The organism is Salinicoccus halitifaciens, from assembly GCF_021026095.1.
Taxonomy (GTDB): Bacteria; Bacillota; Bacilli; order Staphylococcales; family Salinicoccaceae; genus Lacicoccus; species Lacicoccus halitifaciens.
The window spans coordinates 612,944-625,657 of sequence record NZ_JAJNCU010000001.1; the positions used below are offsets into that span (position 1 = coordinate 612,944).

14 protein-coding genes and 1 riboswitch are annotated in these 12,714 nt (G+C 47.0%); of the genes, 4 read left to right on the top strand and 10 right to left on the bottom strand.

From position 1 onward, the window contains the following. Window positions 1-45: 45 nt before the first annotated feature. Both brnQ and LPW40_RS03120 read left to right on the top strand, forming a co-directional pair. Complete coding sequence (gene brnQ, locus LPW40_RS03115; RefSeq protein ID WP_230821064.1) at window positions 46-1,359, top strand: branched-chain amino acid transport system II carrier protein; 1,314 nt, start codon at window positions 46-48, stop codon at window positions 1,357-1,359. A gap of 133 nt (window positions 1,360-1,492) precedes the next feature. Continuing rightward, window positions 1,493-2,425: an AEC family transporter gene (locus LPW40_RS03120; RefSeq protein WP_230820766.1), complete on the top strand. Its 933-nt coding sequence runs from the start codon at window positions 1,493-1,495 to the stop codon at window positions 2,423-2,425. A 49-nt stretch (window positions 2,426-2,474) separates the two neighbouring features. On the opposite strand, the gene LPW40_RS03125 is transcribed toward LPW40_RS03120, so the two are convergent. Genes LPW40_RS03125 through LPW40_RS03135 form a run of 3 tightly spaced genes read right to left on the bottom strand, consistent with a single transcriptional unit; the run spans window position 2,475 to window position 4,699 of the window. Continuing rightward, window positions 2,475-3,668, bottom strand: coding sequence for a toxic anion resistance protein (locus tag LPW40_RS03125; protein ID WP_413775981.1), 1,194 nt, complete (start codon window positions 3,666-3,668; stop codon window positions 2,475-2,477). Then, window positions 3,652-4,410, bottom strand: a complete 759-nt coding sequence (locus LPW40_RS03130; RefSeq protein WP_230820767.1) for a 5-bromo-4-chloroindolyl phosphate hydrolysis family protein — start codon at window positions 4,408-4,410, stop codon at window positions 3,652-3,654. The genes LPW40_RS03125 and LPW40_RS03130 overlap by 17 nt, the downstream gene beginning before the upstream one ends. A 19-nt stretch (window positions 4,411-4,429) precedes the next feature. After that, the gene (locus LPW40_RS03135; RefSeq protein WP_230820768.1) at window positions 4,430-4,699 is read right to left on the bottom strand and encodes an acylphosphatase; all 270 of its coding nucleotides are present in this window, start codon (window positions 4,697-4,699) and stop codon (window positions 4,430-4,432) included. Between the two features lie 106 nt (window positions 4,700-4,805). On the opposite strand from LPW40_RS03135, the gene LPW40_RS03140 reads away from it, so the two are divergent. Together LPW40_RS03140 and cspA are read left to right on the top strand one after the other, a co-directional pair. Next, entirely contained in the window at window positions 4,806-5,117 is a 312-nt protein-coding gene (locus tag LPW40_RS03140) for a DUF1033 family protein (RefSeq protein WP_230820769.1), read from the top strand. Window positions 5,118-5,267: 150 nt separating this feature from the next. Next, entirely contained in the window at window positions 5,268-5,468 is a 201-nt protein-coding gene (gene cspA / locus LPW40_RS03145; protein WP_017548994.1) for a cold shock protein CspA, read from the top strand. A gap of 140 nt (window positions 5,469-5,608) precedes the next feature. Here the strand turns inward: cspA and lysA are convergent, their stop codons facing one another. From lysA to LPW40_RS03180, 7 genes are read right to left on the bottom strand one after another with little or no spacing between them, the layout of a single operon-like run. Then, window positions 5,609-6,886: a diaminopimelate decarboxylase gene (gene lysA / locus LPW40_RS03150; RefSeq protein WP_230820770.1), complete on the bottom strand. Its 1,278-nt coding sequence runs from the start codon at window positions 6,884-6,886 to the stop codon at window positions 5,609-5,611. Continuing rightward, entirely contained in the window at window positions 6,876-7,949 is a 1,074-nt protein-coding gene (locus LPW40_RS03155; RefSeq protein ID WP_230820771.1) for an alanine racemase, read from the bottom strand. Before LPW40_RS03155 ends, lysA begins: the two co-directional genes overlap by 11 nt. Before the next feature lie 10 nt (window positions 7,950-7,959). Continuing rightward, complete coding sequence (locus LPW40_RS03160; RefSeq protein ID WP_230820772.1) at window positions 7,960-9,102, bottom strand: M20 metallopeptidase family protein; 1,143 nt, start codon at window positions 9,100-9,102, stop codon at window positions 7,960-7,962. Beyond that, window positions 9,095-9,811, bottom strand: a complete 717-nt coding sequence (dapD, locus tag LPW40_RS03165) for a 2,3,4,5-tetrahydropyridine-2,6-dicarboxylate N-acetyltransferase (protein ID WP_097039055.1) — start codon at window positions 9,809-9,811, stop codon at window positions 9,095-9,097. Before dapD ends, LPW40_RS03160 begins: the two co-directional genes overlap by 8 nt. A 3-nt stretch (window positions 9,812-9,814) precedes the next feature. After that, window positions 9,815-10,540 carry a 4-hydroxy-tetrahydrodipicolinate reductase gene (dapB, locus tag LPW40_RS03170; RefSeq protein ID WP_230820773.1) on the bottom strand — a complete coding sequence of 242 codons (726 nt, stop codon included), beginning with the start codon at window positions 10,538-10,540 and terminating at the stop codon, window positions 9,815-9,817. Further along, window positions 10,537-11,427 (bottom strand): 4-hydroxy-tetrahydrodipicolinate synthase, encoded by an 891-nt coding sequence (dapA, locus tag LPW40_RS03175; protein ID WP_230820774.1) that lies wholly within the window; start codon window positions 11,425-11,427, stop codon window positions 10,537-10,539. The genes dapB and dapA overlap by 4 nt, the downstream gene beginning before the upstream one ends. 18 nt (window positions 11,428-11,445) lie before the next feature. Beyond that, a complete protein-coding gene (locus LPW40_RS03180; RefSeq protein ID WP_230820775.1) occupies window positions 11,446-12,426 on the bottom strand; it encodes an aspartate-semialdehyde dehydrogenase in 981 nt (326 codons plus the stop codon). A 92-nt stretch (window positions 12,427-12,518) separates the two neighbouring features. Continuing rightward, a riboswitch (Lysine riboswitch) is annotated at window positions 12,519-12,699 on the bottom strand. Window positions 12,700-12,714 lie beyond the last annotated feature (15 nt).

Genomic DNA, 12,714 nt, shown 5'->3' on the forward strand with positions numbered 1-12,714 from the left:
TTCTATAATTTCAGATTATACGGGGGCTCACACATGGATACAAAAATGAGTACGAAAAATGTTTTTATAGTAGGTTTCATGTTATTTGCAATGTTCTTTGGTGCAGGTAACTTAATATTCCCACCGGGTCTCGGCTTTGTAAGTGGTGAATATTTCTGGCTCGCAATATTGGGCTTCGTCATCACAGGCGTCGGGCTGCCTTTACTCGGTGTCATCGTGGGGTCGATCTCCAAAGAAGGTTATAAAGAATCACTGAAAGCAATCCATCCGGCTTTTGCCGTCGGGCTGCTCGTGGTCATTTACCTGACGATCGGACCGTTCTTCGCCATACCGAGGACTGCAACGACAGCATATGAAATGAGCGTGATTCCATTCCTGGATTCGCCGAGCGGGGTATCGCTTCTTGTATTTTCACTCCTGTTCTTCATAATCGTGTTTGCACTGAGCTGGAATCCGAGATCCATTGCGGACAGCATTGGTAAAATACTTACGCCGTTACTGCTGATCTCGATTGCACTGCTTGTGATTACAGCGATTACAATGTACATAGCCAACCCTGTGAATCCTGCCGGGGAAGGGTTCAATACGGAAGCGCCATTCTCAGCAGGCTTTACGGAAGGTTACTTGACGATGGATGCAATCGCCGCGATCGCCTTTTCCGTCATCGTCCTGAATGCAATACGCGACACCGGAGTCAAAAGCAGGAAAGCACTGTTATTCGGTACGATCAAATCTGCTTCACTGGCAGCATTGCTCCTCGGTCTTGTTTATGTGTCACTGGGCTGGCTCGGTAACCGGGTCAACCTTGAAGGTACAGCACCTGATGAGCAGAATCTCGGAACCTTCCTGCTGACATATATATCAGCCGATGCATATGGCGGGTTCGGGGCAATTTTACTGGGTCTGATCGTGTTACTCGCATGTATCACTACGGGTGCGGGTCTAATCGTAGCCGTAAGTGAATATTTCAACAGCATAGTATCTAAAGTGCCTTACAGAGTGTTTGTAGTCATCTTCACATTGATATCATTCGGACTTGCAAACCAGGGACTGGATCAGGTTATAACGACAAGTGTACCTGTATTGTCCATCATTTATCCGATTGCCATGACATCCGTATTATTATTGATTGTCAGTTATTTTGTACCGACGCCGCGTCTTGCGCTTCAAATACCGGTTGTTTTGGTTCTAATCACAAGCATACTGGCAGTGGTGCACCGGAATGGATGGGCTGAGATGCCATTCCTTGAAGCGCTGCCGCTGTTCAATGCTTCATTTGAATGGATTCCTCTCGTGATCATCGGATACATTATCGGTTATCTGATTGGAATGAAGAAACCGAGAGTGACATATACTTGATTAAAATATTTTAAGCGACGCATATTGTGCGTCGCTTTTTTATTGTGAGTTATAAGTTTTTCGTATCATCACAATACTATTTCTTATGATTTATCCATGATATAATAAGATTATCTTATGATATAGAAAAGAGATGATCGGATTGAATTATATCATTCCCGTCTTTATGGACGTCATCGTCCCCATTTTGATACTTCTAGGGATTGGCCTTCTGCTTCAAAGGAAATTCCAGTTCAGGCTGAGACCGATCGCCAATCTCGTCACATATTGCTTCATGCCCGCCGCGGTCTTCATCAATATTTATCATGCAGAAATCAATTTCTCTTTGGTTATCCAGCTCTTCCTTTATTTATCACTGTTCATCAGCATTCTGATCATACTGAGCAATATTTTGAGCCGTCTGTTGAACCTGGAAAACGGGGAAGCGACCGCCCTTAAAAACAGCATTTCCCTCATGAACTCCGGAAACTACGGACTGCCGGTCAGCCAGCTGGTCTTCAGTTCGAATCCGCTCGGCGTCTCGGTGCAGATCATCGTGCTTGTTGTCCAGAACCTGCTTACATTCACTTACGGGCTTTATAACTTGATTTCCGCTTCAAAATCGATCATCGAGCTGCTCCGTGATCTGCTTAAACTGCCAATCATACATGCGCTCGCGATTGCGATTTTGTTTAAAATATTCGATGCACCGATACCAACTTTCCTGCTTGTGCCGATTGAACAGCTGGCAGGCGGATTCGCCGCTCTCGCCCTGATTCTGCTCGGTGCACAGCTTGAAAGCATAAAGATCCGCACATTCCATAAAGTGATTCCCTGGAGCCTTTTCGGACGCCTGGTCATCGGGCCGGTTGTGGCGCTGATTTTAATATTCACGATAGGGCTTGATGGTGTCATCGCACAATCACTGTTCATTGCAAGTGCCTTCCCGACGTCCAGGAATACAGCAACCCTTGCACTGGAATACGATGTTGAACCTGAACTCCATGCCCAAATTGTACTTTACAGTACACTGCTGAGCAGCATCACAGTGACATTCGTCATTTTCCTTTCGATGCAGCTGTTCTAAAACGATAAAAAAACGGTGCATCCCATTGTGGGATGCACCGTTTTTCTGGTCAGTACCTGTGTTCTTCCTTCAGCTGCAGCAGTCTCTTCTTCAGATCTTCTTCCATTTGAACGAGTTCTGTCTCCGCTTCTTTACGTTTCTGGGAACCTTCTGCCTGGATCTGGAGTGTCTCTTCGATGGTTGTGACAAGGTTTTCCTGAGTCGTTTTCAGTGTTTCTATATCCACGATACCCCGTTCATTTTCACGCGCTGTGCGCAGGGAATTCTGCTTCAGCATCTCTGAGTTTTTAGTCAGCAGATCATTGGTGGTGTTGGTCACTGCCTGCTGTGCCTTCGATGCAGACTCCTGGCGGAGCAGGGTGAGTGCAATCGCCATCTGGTTTTTCCATAAAGGAATGCTTGTCAGTATGGAACTCTGTATCTTTTCGGCGAGTGTCTGGTTGATGTTTTGTATCATCCTGATCTGTGGTGCCGACTGCAGGGTGATCTGCCTTGAAAGTTTCAAATCATGAATCCTTTTTTCAAGACGGTTCAAATACTGCATCATGTCATTGACGTCCTGGACATCCATTTGATTTCCGGATTCATCCGCCTTCGCCCTCAATGCAGGCAGAACTTCTGATTCTATTTCTTCCTTCTTCAGCTCAGCCGCTGCGATATAGATGTTTATCGCGTCGAAATAATCTTTGTTCTGATCATATAAATTATCAAGCATGTGTACATCTTTGATCAGCACTTCTTTAGCGTGTTCCAGCTGTATGCTGATGCGGTCCACCTGGGAAGCGACGCTCTGATGCTTCGAAATCAGTTCATTGACTGATTTTTTCATTCTGCCGAACAGACGGCTGACTATATTCTTTTTCTCATTCGTCAGCTCATCGGGATCAATCTCTTTCAGCTTCTTCATCAGGTTCTCAAGTGTATCGCCGATGGGGCCGACATCTTTCGACTGGACTTCGTTCAGCATCTGATGGGAGAACTTGGACAACGCCTGCTGGGCGTTGGAACCATAGGTGATGAGTGCATCATTGTCGAGAGGCTCGATCTTTGATTTTATATCTTGGATGCGCTTCATATCTTCTTCGCTGAACTGTTCTTTGAAAGTGGTCAATACATTGTTTTCCCTCTCCCCGCCGGTTTCTGCCTTTTCCGGCTGCAGGGCAGGGTACTCTGAAGTTGACGCCGTGCTAAACGGATCACTCAGAAGCTGATCCTTCAAATCATTATCATTTTTCTGATTCATTATTGTCACTCCTAAACACTTTTACTTTTTCCCTTTCCTGTCTGGGGATGCTGACCTCTTCCCGTTCCTGGTCAGAAATATTCACCTTTTGCTCATCCATTTTGTTTTCGAGCTGCATGTTCCTGCCGGCCCGTTTCCTGTTCAGGCTGATGAGGTCCTTTTCGACTTCCAGTGACTGGTAAGCCGGACGGTTCATATGGGAGAGGTTGGATTGCAGCGTCCGCTTCAGCTCGAGCATGGACAACCTCGTCTCATGCAGCTTGATTTTTTCCTCCTTGGATTTCCCCGGCATCCTGTATAAGAACAAGTACTGTTCGATGGTATTCACCGCCGAGTCCAGATTGGAATGGAAGAACTGCTGTACATTGTAAAAGACTTTTGGATCATCTTCGACTGTAGTGACGATGGATTTGACTATGCGGTTGATATCGAAGATGAGCTTTGCATCTTTCAACGTACGTATATTGTAGTAGCTCTGCCTGAGACGGTTCATCTTTTCTTTTGCTTCTTTCAGTTGGGACCGTATATACTTATACTCACTTTTATTCAAACCGTACTCCCTCAGCTGCCTGTTGAAACTGACAGACTGGGTGGGGAAGTAAGCTGCAAAAAATCCACCTGTACCGACCAGCAGGTCAAAGAACAGATGAAGATCCAGAGCAAGCATTGATGCCAGACCGGTCACGATTGAAGTCGGTATGGCGACTAAGGCTGCAGTCCAACGTGAAATGTTGAATTTCATATGTTAACACCTGCAATCATCATAAAGTTTTAAAGTCAGTGTATTTCTCTTCCGGTTCTGCAGAATTCACTGTATACTCTTCTATACGGGATGCAGGCGCAGGACCGTCAACCACCTCATCAATGAACCGTTCAAGAGACGAGACTTCTCCTTGTGCGAACACTTCGACATCCGCCGTCAAATTTTTGGCATATCCCTTTATCCCGTATCGATCAGCAATGGTTTTAGTGTGGTACCTGAACCCGACACCCTGTACTCTTCCACTTAAAGTAATCAATCTAGCTTCCATGTTCCCACCTCTTATTAACAATTATAAAAGTTTCTGCTTGATATTGCTAATTATTCGCGTATATAATATGACTATTATCTTAATGAACCGGTTAGGAGTTTTAAAAATGTATCAAGTGGCCGTTTTAAAAGCTGATTATGAAGGTTGGTGGCTATTTGAAGGATGGCAGGAAGATCTGACCGACATCAGGAATTTCGATTCCGAGGATGCCATGATCCGGTATTACAGACAGCTTGTGGAAGAAATGACCGCGGAATTTCATTCCTGTCAGAAAGGCAAGTATGGCCTCTGCGCTTTTTTCAATGCATGTGAACTGGAATACTGCGAAGAGTGCGAAGAGGATCTGCAGATTTATTATACTCCGCTTTGTCTTAAAGACAGAGAATTCCTGGAAGTCCGGACAAATATGAATATTTAATGAATTTGTGTTTGCAAAAGTGTACTATCTTTAGTATACTTTACATATCAATAAGCAATAGAAACATGTTTAGGAAAGACTAGATTTTCTACTTTTTCAGGACTATGATTTTATTTGCTATTGTAATATAGTCTTTTGGAGGAACAATCAATGAAACAAGGTACAGTAAAATGGTTTAATGCAGAAAAGGGTTTTGGCTTTATCGAAATTGAAGGAGAAAACGACGTATTCGTTCATTTCTCAGCAATCAATCAAGAAGGCTACAAATCTCTTGAAGAAGGTCAATCAGTAGAATTCGAAGTAGTTGAAGGCGACCGCGGTCCACAGGCTGCAAACGTTGTTAAACTATAATTAAAAAAATAGTCAACGATTGTCATAAATTGTCAATTGAACTCCGTCACTGTTAGTGGCGGAGTTATTTATTTGAATGAATAAAAACCCCCGTTCATCGGCTCAAAGAGCAAATGGACGGGGGTTTCTATGTTCCATCTTCAATATTCCATGAGGACATCATTCTGTATGAGCTGATCGAGGGTCTGTCTTTTGATGACTTCTTTGACGCCGTCGGCTGCAATGAAGACTACGGCTGGCTTCAGCATCTGATTATAGTTCGAAGCCATCGAATAATGGTATGCGCCTGTCGTTTTGACAGCCACAAGATCCCCGCGCTTTATATTCGCCGGCAGGGGTTTATTTTTGCCTATGATGTCACCGGACTCGCAGAGTTTGCCGACGACATTCGCAAGAGTGTCCCCTGAGTCGTCCGGACGCTGTTTAACGGGTATGATATCATATTCGGCCCCGTAGAGCGGGGTGCGTATATGGTCGCTCATACCGCCGTTTACAGAGACGTAGCGGCTGACGCCCGGTATATCCTTCACCGTGCCGACTTCATATACCGTAATCGCCGCTTCAGCTGTTATCGAGCGGCCGGGTTCGATGATGACATGCGGCATGCTGAAGCCGTACTGCGACGTCACTTCTTTCAGCCGGGTGAAGATTTCATCAAACCCTTCTTCCACAGGGAACCTGATATCTTCATCTGTATATCGCACACCGAAGCCGCCGCCCATATTGAGGATTTCAATCTCTATCCCATGGTCATTCAGCCAGTCGTAGACGGCCGTCAGTGCATTGACGAACGGGGCCGGGTCGGACAGCTGCGAACCGAGATGGTAATGGATGCCCTTGAAATCGAGGTTTTCCACTTTTTCCATTTCCTTCACAGCTTTCAGCGCCGTGCCGTCTGCAATAGACAAGCCGAATTTGCTGTCGGTCTGTCCCGTGGATATGAATTCGTGCGTGTCCACATCGACACCCGGATTGACCCTGAGCAGGACATTCACAGGTGAATCTGCAATATCATCGAGGAGGGCGATTTCGTCGAGTGAATCAATGATGAATAAAGTGACCCCCTGGGCTAGGGCAAATTCCAGCTCTTCAGGTGTCTTATTGTTACCGTGGAATTTGATTTTCCCCGGATCGATGCCTCCCTTGATGGCAGTATATAATTCCCCTGAGGAAACCACATCGATTTCCATATCCTCCTCTTTCAGCAGCTGTATCATCTGAAGGGAAGTGAAGGCCTTCGAAGCATAGGAGACCGAGTAATGCTCCACATGTGATGAAAGGACTGTGTGGTAACTTCTCATCATCCCCCTCATATGGGCTTCATCATAGATGATGAGCGGTGTGCCAAAACGTTCAGCGAGACTTGTGACGTCCTGGCCGCCAAACTGCAGTTTATCATTATGGTATTCAAGACTCATTTGTGATCTCCTTCGTTAAAGTATTATAATTCAAGGTCGCGAGCTGTTCCGAATTTGCACCGACACCTTTGAATGTATATTCATCAAGGCGCATTTCAGGGTGGTAAATATATACTCTGTCGCCGGTTGCGACTGTCTCATCCACTTCGACGATCATATGGCTCATCATCAGACTGACGATGGGGTAGCGCCGCCCGTTGATCAGGCAGTCGTATTCCGCACGTTTCCTGAGCACACCGTCGCCGTATCCGATATCGACGATCGCAACTTTGGTCCTGCGCCCTGCGACAAAAGACCCGCCGTAGCCCATCGGCATATTCTCATCCATATCCCTGATCTGCACCACCGAGGAATAAAGTTCGAAAGGCTGTACGAACATCTCATCATTCAAACCGGAGTAGGGCTTGGAGCCGTATAAACCGATCCCGAGCCTTGTATGTGTATGGCCCGGAAGAAGACCGTCCCGGACGAAGCTTGCGGTATTCTGGGAATGTACAAATTCCGGAGTGATATCGAGCCTGTCAAATCCCGCCAGGAACCCGAGCCAGTTTTTCCGTTCTATTTCATAATTGCCGTCAAATTCATCCGCATAGCCGAAATGGCACCATAATCCCTCGAGGAAGAAACGTTCAGCTTCATCCATTTGGGCCTGATGATGCAGCACTTGTTCAACTTCTCCAAAATTGTCAAAGCCCGACCGGTTGAACAACCCGGCATATTCGATATGAACACTGATGCCGGCAAGTTCCTCCTGGTACTTTTCATAATATGCGAGGGAGGGGAGGGTGATGCTCAGATCGAGCCTTCTCACGCTGGCGAATTCAGTGGTGGGATTGAGTAAAAACACCATCGAATCATCAGTCATTTTCCTGATCGCTTCCGCCTCTTTCAAGGATGTTGTTGCAAAAGCGCTGATGCCTGCTTCCAGGAATGCTTCCACCGCAAGCTCGAGGCCGAAGTTGTAGGCATTGTTCTTGACGACCGCAATGGTCGGGATGCCCTCCCGGACCCGGACAGCCTGTGAAACCAGTTGTTTTCTGTCTATAGTCAGTATTCCGCTCATATCTTTAACCTCAAAACTTGTAGTTCTTCAATATATTTTCATAGTAATCCGCCACACGGAGGAGCACTGCTTCATCAAAGTTGAACGTCGGGGTATGGAGGCTGCTCGTGAACCCTTTTTCTTCATTTCCGGCACCGATGAAGACGAAGTACGTCGGTGCGACTTCACTGTAAAAGCTGAAATCCTCTCCAAAGAGATAAGGTTTCTCCTTGATCACCGGCTCGAACCCGGAGGCTTCCAGGCTCTGATGGACAAGGGGCCTCAATACCGGATCATTTTTGACAGGCGGATAACCTTCATTGTATGTCACTTCGACTTTACAGCCATAAAGGTTTTCCACACCCGCCCTGATCTTTTCCATCCGGCTTTTGATCAACGCGAGATCATTTTCTTCGTAGGTGCGGATCGTCCCTTCGAGATAACCGTTTGACGGTACTGTATTGATCGCTTCCCCGGCATTCATCTGCCCGAGATGGATGATATTCCGGTTCAGGCCGTCGAGGTGGAACTGCTGTATCTGCGAAATTTCACGGGTGGTGAACATCAGTGCCTCTATGGCCGATTTACCGTTGTGCTTACTGGCAACATGGGCGGATTCACCTTTGATGTAAAAACGGTACTCCGTGGCACTTGCCGTCATTTCATGGTCCCTGAAAAGGGCGAGACCGGTCTTTTCATCCGGCATCATATGTATGCCGAATATGGCATCGATCTCTTTTTTAGCGGGCCAGCTGTCGATCAGCTGCTTTGCACCGGCCATCGTCTCTTCGCTCGGCTGGAAAATGAAATGGCAGCTGTGGGGGAGTTTCCCTTCATCATATAAAGACTTGCACCGCTTTACAAAGAGGAGCAGGGCGGCTGTATGCCCGTCGTGCCCACATGCGTGCATCACACCGTCATTTCTGCTTCTGTAGGGGACATCGTTCTCTTCATGTATCGGCAAAGCATCAATATCTGCACGGAACCCAAGCGTGATGTCACTTTCACCTTTTAAATACGCAACCACCCCGGTAGGGAGTGGTTGCGTATAGGTGACACCCAGAGATTCAAGAACCTCTATGATATAAGATGTTGTTTCGAACTCATTCATGCTGAGCTCCGGATTTTCATGCAGATGTCTGCGATGTCCGGTGACAAATTCAAGTTCAGTCATTGAGCTTCCTTAGCGCCGAAACGATCTCTTTTTTGGAATCGGAAACTTCGCTTGCCTGTTTGATGACTTTGGCCGGCGTGCCTGCGACGACTGCACCTTCAGGTACGTCTTCGGTCACGATGGCGCCTGCTGCAACAATCGCGCCTTTGCCGACACGGACACCTTCAAGTATCACTGCGTTTGCACCGATCAGCACATCATCTTCAATGACGACTGGTGACGCGCTTGGCGGCTCGATGACGCCTGCAAGCACTGCACCTGCACCAACGTGGACATTTTTGCCTGTTGTTGCACGTCCGCCGAGTGAAGCGTTCATATCCACCATAGTACCTTCACCGACGATTGCGCCGATGTTGATCGTTGCACCCATCATGATCACTGCTCCATCTTCGATGACGGCATGCTCACGGATGAATGCACCCGGTTCGATTCGTGCTTTTGTATTTGTAAGATCTTTTAATGGAATAGCGGAATTTCTGCGATCCTGCTCAATTTCAATCTCCGTAAAAATATCTTCATTCTGCTGATGGAATTCCTTGAACTCCTCATAATCGGCAAATATCGTCTTTGAGCTCTTGCATCCAAAAACTTTGAAGCTTTCAGGGAATGTGACATCCCCGAAATTGCCGTTTGCGTATACTTTTACAGGTGTTTCCTTCCTCGCATCCGAGATGTACTGAATGATTTCCTCTGCTGTAAACTTTTCCATTAATTATTCTCCTTTGAACAAATTATTATAATCATAAAAGCCGTTGGCCTTGTGCTGAAGCACCTCTGCCGCCTTGATCGCACCATTTGCGAAAATCTCCTTCGACTGGGCGCGGTGCCTGATTTCTATCACTTCATCCAGGCCGGCAAACAGGGCGGTGTGGTCGCCGACAATGGTGCCGCCACGGATGGCTGAAACGCCGATTTCTTTGGCGTCCCTCTTCTGATAGACATCTGAGCGGTCATACACTGCATGACTGTCGCTACGGTGTTCAAGTGCTGTATCCAGAAGCTTCACCAGGGTGCCGCTCGGGGCATCGACTTTTTTGTTATGATGCGCTTCGATCAATTCCAGATCGAAATCTTCCAGCTGTTCCAGTGCACTGGCCAGAAGATTATTAAGCACATGTACACCATAACTCATATTCGCGCTGAAGAACACCGGTGCGCTTTCACTTCTTGCTTTCAATGTCTCGACGATTGTATCTTTTTCACCTGTCGTCGCAACGACCAGGGGCGTTTTGAAATCTTCCTCAATCAGAGGGAGGAGGAGTTCGGGATTTGAAAAGTCGATTGCGACATCCGCCTCCGCTTCATCGATGGATTCAAACGCGGGATAATCTGAGTTGTTGTTACGGGCAATCACACCGGCAATTTCATGACCTGCTTCGAGCAGCAGACGTTCGGTGATCTGATTCATTGCGCCGTAGCCGATGAGTAACACCTTCATACTTTCGATCCCTCTTTGAATGCTTCATAAGTTTCCACAATTTCCGTGCGCATTTCTTCCTCCGCAGGAAGCAGTGGCAGCCTCAGTTCATAGTTGCCGAACCCGAGCTCGCTTGTCAGCACTTTGATCGGAATCGGGTTCACATCCACCTGTACGGCTTCAATCAAAGGCATGAGGCTTGTGAATGTGTGTCTTGCATTATGGTCGCCCTTCGTCATTCTCGTGTATACGTCCTGCAGCTCGCCCGGGATGACGTTTCCGACGACACTGATCAGCCCTTTGCCGCCGATCTGAATGAAATCTGCGAAATTATCATCATTGCCGCTGTACAGGGAGAACTCTTCCTGGTTGATCATATTCATAAGTTTGATTGTATAGTTCAGATCCCCGACTGCATCTTTCAAAGCGACGATGTTCGGGTGACTGCTCAGCTCGACCACGGTCTCCGGTTCGATCGTCATGCCCGTGCGTGCCGGGACATTGTAGAGGATCACCGGAATGTCGATTGCATCCGCAATTGCGGTAAAGTGGGCGATAAGCCCTCTCTGGTTGGCTTTGTTGTAATACGGCGTGATGAGCATCACCCCGTCGGCGCCGGCATCTGCCGCATATTTTGAAAGCTCGATGGAATTCCTGGTGGAATTGGTGCCTGTGCCTGCGATGACCGGCACGCGTCCTGCAGCGGTATCGATACCCACTTTGATCAATGTTCTGATTTCCTCGCCTGTAAGGGTCGGGGATTCACCGGTGGTGCCGTTCACGATCAATGCCTGCGCGTCGTTTTCTATAAGGAATTCTATATGTCTTCTGAATGCGTCGTAATCCACTTCGTCGTTATTGAACGGGGTCGTCATTGCAACGCCGATACCTTCAAAAATCGGATTCATATATAACACTCCTATTAATTATTTATCATCCATGATTGATTTCAGGATCTGAACCGTGTTCTGTGCAGCACCCTTGAGCAGGTTGTCGCCGACACACCATACATGGAATGTATTCGGAAGAGTAGGGTCCCTGCGGATCCTGCCGACGAAGATCTCAGGACGGTCTGCAGCATCAAGCGGTGTCGGATATTCGTTTTCGGCAGGGTTGTCCATCAGTACGATATGCGGATGGTCTTCAAATGACTGCTTGACTTCTTCAACGCTCGCTTCTCTGCCCAGAGTGACGTTCATCTGGACTGCATGGCTGTTCATGATCGGAACCCTGACGCATGTCGCAGTGACTTCAATCGAATCATCCTCAAGGATCTTCTTGGTCTCGTCGATCATCTTCTTCTCTTCTTTTGTATAACCGTCATCCAAAAAGTCATCTATATGCGGCAAGACGTTATTATGGATTGGACGCGGGTAAGTGGTCGGTTCAGCGCCTTTGGCACCTTCCTCGAGGTCCCGTATGCCGCCTTCACCCGAACCGGAAACGCTCTGGTAGGTTGCATAGTGCACGCGTTTCACCCCGAATTTATCCTGCAGGGGCTGCAATGCCACAACCGACTGGATTGTAGAGCAGTTGGGATTGGCGATGATGTTCCGCTTGAATTTCGGTTTATTGATTTCAGGAACAATCAGGTCGATATCTTCCTTCATTCTCCAGAAGCTCGAGTTATCGATGACGATTGCGCCGCTTTCTTCGAACAGAGGGGCAAATTTCTCACTCGTTGAACCGCCGGCACTCATGACAACATAGTCATACTTTTCCTTTGCCGCTTCTTCGGTCAATTCCTGAATCGTGTAAGTTTCACCGCCGACCTCGACTTCTTTGCCTGCAGAACGTTTCGAGGCAAATAAAACCAACTCATCATATTTTATTTCATAACGCTCCAGCATTTCTATCAATTTACTGCCTACAACACCGGTAGCTCCGACAACTGCAACACTTACCATCAAAATTCCTCCTAATATAGTATTAAAGAACGAGATCATCCAAGATAATAAAAAAACAAGCCCGGTGTGCCGGACTTGTTTAAAGTGTTATATACAAGTGATGCACTCCATTATCTTTAAAATAATGACAAGCCAGTAGCTCTTAACCTTCTGGCCCAACAGCCCATTCCCCGAAGAATGGACCATTTCGGCATCTTACCCTTTCACTTATATGATTCCCGGGAATCAACTGACTAATAAGTTACTGATGATGGATGCGCCTCATCTCGCTATTTAATTATTAAATGT